3 protein-coding genes are annotated in these 3,881 nt (G+C 71.7%); 2 read left to right on the top strand and 1 reads right to left on the bottom strand.

Going from position 1 to position 3,881, the window contains the following annotated elements; genetic code table 11:
* Positions 1-72 precede the first annotated feature (72 nt).
* Both CCN56_RS35100 and ilvD read left to right on the top strand, forming a co-directional pair.
* On the top strand, positions 73-720 hold the full coding sequence (locus CCN56_RS35100; protein WP_086831837.1) for a TetR family transcriptional regulator: 648 nt from the start codon (positions 73-75) through the stop codon (positions 718-720).
* Positions 721-813: 93 nt separating this feature from the next.
* Complete coding sequence (ilvD, locus tag CCN56_RS35095; protein ID WP_086831836.1) at positions 814-2,667, top strand: dihydroxy-acid dehydratase; 1,854 nt, start codon at positions 814-816, stop codon at positions 2,665-2,667.
* Between the two features lie 69 nt (positions 2,668-2,736).
* Here ilvD and CCN56_RS35090 read toward each other — a convergent pair.
* A partial coding sequence (locus CCN56_RS35090) for a PQQ-binding-like beta-propeller repeat protein (protein WP_179200099.1) occupies positions 2,737-3,881 on the bottom strand: 1,145 nt, incomplete at its 5' end.

The raw sequence follows: 3,881 nt of genomic DNA, 5'->3' as shown, positions 1-3,881 counted from the left end.
GCCTTGGCGATGCCACGCACCGAGGCATTGTCGTAGCCGCGCGCGGCGAACTGGGCGCGGGCCGGCTCCGGGATGCGTGTCCGGGCGCCCGGTCCGCTGTCCTCCTCGGTACGGGACGGGCGGCCGCGCCGGCGCGGCCGCCCGTCCCGTACCGAGGAGGAGAGCGGACCGGGCGCCCGGACACGCATCCTGGAGGCGGCCCGCGCCCAGTTCGCCGAGCGCGGCTACGACAAGGCCTCGGTGCGTGGCATCGCCAAGGCCGCCGGGGTGGACCCGGCGCTCGTGCACCACTACTTCGGCACGAAGGACGAGGTCTTCGCCGCCGCCATCGAGGTCTCCTTCGAGCCCACGGCCGTCGTCCCGGCGATCCTCGGCGGCCCGCGCGAGGCCATCGGCGAGCGGCTCGCGCGCTTCTTCATCGGCGTCTGGGAGAACCCGGCGTCCCGCGCCCCGCTCCTCGCGATCGTCCGCTCCGCGCTCACCCACGAGGCGGCCGCGAAGGTGCTGCGGACCTTCGTGCTGCGCCGGCTCCTGGAGCGGATCGCGGCCGAGCTCGACGTGCCGGACCCGAGCTTCCGCGCGGAGCTGGCCGCCTCCCAGATGATGGGGATCGTGATCATGCGGTACGTGATCCAGGTCGAGCCGCTGGCCTCGGTGGATCCGGAGCGGATCGTCGAGCAGGTGGCCCCGACGCTCCAGCGGTACCTGACCGAAAGCTGAACACCTGTCCCGCATTGCGGACACCCTGTCCAGATCTTGGAGCGTCGGCGTACGCTCGAAAGCAAGCACACCCATCACGAGGAGCGAGCGACGATGCCCGAGCTGAGGTCCCGCACTGTCACCCACGGCCGCAACATGGCGGGCGCACGCGCCCTTATGCGTGCCTCCGGTGTACCCGGCGCGGACATCGGCCGGAAGCCGATCATCGCCGTCGCCAACTCCTTCACCGAGTTCGTCCCCGGCCACACCCACCTCCAGCCGGTCGGCCGGATCGTCTCCGAGGCCATCACCGCCGCCGGCGGCATCGCCCGCGAGTTCAACACGATCGCCGTCGACGACGGCATCGCCATGGGCCACGGCGGCATGCTCTACTCCCTGCCGTCCCGCGACCTGATCGCGGACAGCGTGGAGTACATGGTCGAGGCGCACTGCGCCGACGCCCTGATCTGCATCTCCAACTGCGACAAGATCACCCCCGGCATGCTGATGGCCGCCCTGCGCCTCAACATCCCGACGGTCTTCGTCTCCGGCGGCCCGATGGAGGCCGGTCGCGCGGTCCTGGTCGACGGCACGGTCCGCACGCTCGACCTGGTCGACGCGATGTCCGACGCCGTGAACCCCAAGATCTCGGACGAGGACATGCTCCGGATCGAGGAGAACGCCTGTCCGACCTGCGGGTCCTGTTCCGGCATGTTCACCGCCAACTCGATGAACTGCCTGACCGAGGCCATCGGCCTCTCCCTCCCCGGCAACGGCTCGCTGCTCGCCACCCACACCGCCCGCAAGGGGCTGTACGAGGACGCGGCGCGCACGGTCGTCGACATCACCCGTCGCTACTACGACGAGGACGACGCCTCCGTCCTGCCCCGCTCGATCGCGACCCGCGCCGCCTTCGAGAACGCCATGGCCCTCGACATCGCCATGGGCGGCTCCACCAACACGATCCTGCACCTGCTCGCCGCCGCCCAGGAGGCCGAGGTCGACTACGGCCTGCCGGACATGGACGAGGTCTCGCGCCGGGTTCCCTGCCTGGCCAAGGTCGCCCCGAACGTCGCCAAGGACCGCACGTACTACATGGAGGACGTGCACCGGGCCGGCGGCATCCCGGCCATCCTCGGCGAGCTGTACCGCGGGGGCCTGCTCAACGAGGACGTCCACTCCGTCCACTCCCGCTCCATCAAGGAGTGGCTGGACGCCTGGGACGTGCGCGGCGGCTCTCCGTCCGACGAGGCCGTCGAGCTGTTCCACGCGGGCCCCGGCTGCGTCCGCTCCGCGACCGCCTTCTCCCAGTCCGAGCGCTGGGAGGCCCTCGACGTGGACGCGGCCGGCGGCTGCATCCGCGACGTCGCGCACGCCTACTCAAAGGACGGCGGCCTGGCCGTCCTGCACGGCAACCTCGCCGTCGACGGCTGCGTCGTGAAGACCGCCGGCGTCGACGAGTCGATCTGGACCTTCGAGGGCCCGGCCGTCGTCTGCGAGTCGCAGGACGAGGCCGTCCAGAAGATCCTCCTCAAGGAGGTCAAGGAGGGCGACGTCGTCGTCATCCGCTACGAGGGCCCCAAGGGCGGCCCCGGCATGCAGGAGATGCTCTACCCCACCTCGTACCTGAAGGGCCGCGGCCTGGGCAAGGCGTGCGCGCTGGTCACCGACGGCCGCTTCTCCGGCGGCACCTCGGGCCTGTCCATCGGCCACGCCTCGCCGGAGGCGGCCTCGGGCGGCACGATCGCGCTCGTCGAGGACGGCGACCGCATCCGCATCGACATCCCGAACCGCTCGATCGAACTCCTCGTCGACGACGCCACCCTGGCGGCCCGCCGCGAGGCCCTCGGCGGCGTGTACGCGCCGAAGAACCGCGAGCGCAAGGTGTCGGCGGCACTGCGGGCGTACGCGGCGATGGCGACGAGCGCGGACAAGGGCGCGGTCCGGGACGTGACGAAGCTGGGCTGAGCCCGGTAGGAGCTGTACGAGTGGGGGGAGCGGGTCCCGGACCCGCTCCCCCCACTCATGCGTACGTACTCACCAGGCCGCCGGATCGCGCGCGTCCACCGCGAAGACGGACCCGTCCGGCGCCGTCCCGAACACCCGGTCCCCGGCGACGACGGGCGCGGGGACGGTCGTCGCGTACCCGAGCCTGCCGTCCCGCAGCCGGGGCCCGGTCTGCCCGAGGAGAGCGCCGCGCGCGGTGTCGACGGCGAGCAGCCGCCCGTCGGAGGCGGAGAAGTAGAGCCGGTCGCCGGGACCGACGACGGGGACGGACACGGTGCTGGCGGCGGTCTCCAGCTCCCAGAGGACGCGACCGCCGGGAGCGGCGGTGTTCAGGGCGAGCAGTCGGCCCGTCGGAGTCAGCAGATAGACGATGGTGCCCTGCATGGCGAACTTGGGTTCGTCCATCAGGGAAGGCAGGGAGATCCGGCGAGTGGACCCCTTGGCGGGGTCGTAGAGAACGACGGCGTCGGTGCGCGAGTCGAGGCTCACGGACCGCAGGACCAGCACGCCGTCGGCTCCCGTGCCGACGGGGACGAGATCTCCGTCCAGACGCTTCTGCCAGGCGATCTCGCCGCTCCTGGGACGCAGGGCGCTGACAAGGGTCCGGGTTCCGTCGGCCGAGTTCTCGAAGACGGGCAGGAGACCGGACTCCGGGGAGTACTGGCCGAAGCGCGGCGTCGAGTGATGGCGCAGCGCGTGACTCCAGCGGCGCTTCCCCGTCGCGCTGTCGACGGCCTTCACCACGCCCGAACCGCCGGTCAGGACCGTGTCGTCCGCCTCCCGTACTCCGCCGTGGCGTTCGGACGTACCCGTGTCCCAGCCGGGGGTGCCGTCGGTTCCGTACGCCTGCAGGCGGTCGTCGTCGGAGACGACGCCGAGCAGGCCTCCGGACAACGGCGTGGGCGCGGAGCATTTTTCATCGAGGGCTGTCGGCCGTGACCAGACCACGTGGCCGGTCGCGGGGTCGATCCGCGCGATGCCGATCCCCCGGCCCGAGCAGAAGAGTGCGTCGGCGACGTACGTACAGGCGGGTGCGGCGGGGGCACCATCCTTCTGCAACAGGGTCTGCCACCCGGTGAACGCCTTGGCGACCTCGGCTTTGTGCGGGTCCGGTGCGGGACTTCCTTTGCCGACGGACGGGATGACGGCGAAGGCCACGCCGCCGGCCAGCACGA

The sequence above is a fragment of the Streptomyces sp. NRRL B-24572 genome, assembly GCF_002156145.1.
GTDB lineage: Bacteria > Actinomycetota > Actinomycetes > Streptomycetales > Streptomycetaceae > Streptomyces > Streptomyces vietnamensis.
Note: the sequence above shows the minus strand (reverse complement) of the source record. Positions and strands in the feature narration are given on the sequence as shown.